Source organism: Burkholderia sp. GbtcB21, from assembly GCF_019091065.1.
Taxonomy (GTDB): Bacteria; Pseudomonadota; Gammaproteobacteria; order Burkholderiales; family Burkholderiaceae; genus Burkholderia; species Burkholderia pyrrocinia_C.
The window spans coordinates 1-254 of record NZ_JAGXKA010000329.1; the positions used below are offsets into that span (position 1 = coordinate 1).

General features: G+C 70.9%; 1 pseudogene. It reads left to right on the top strand.

Annotated elements, in window-relative coordinates:
- Positions 1–147 precede the first annotated feature (147 nt).
- Positions 148–254, top strand: a pseudogene (locus tag KVT39_RS38325) (two-component system response regulator CreB); the annotation flags it as partial.

A 254-nucleotide genomic window follows, 5' to 3' on the forward strand; every position in this document is an offset into this window, starting at 1 on the left:
ACGCACCGGCGATCCCCGGCGCGCCGATCCCGGTGAACGGCCGCGTGGCGTAGCGCGCGCGGGCGGGGCCCGCCGCATTGCGGCACGCGCCGCGGCCGGCCGTGCGTACAATGTCGCACCGGAAACGCGCGAGCCCAGACTGAGACCATGAACCAGCCCAAGATCCTGATCGTCGAAGATGAAACGGCGACCGCGGACACGATCGTCTATGCCCTCGGCACCGACGGCATGCAGACCGTCCACTGCACGCTCGG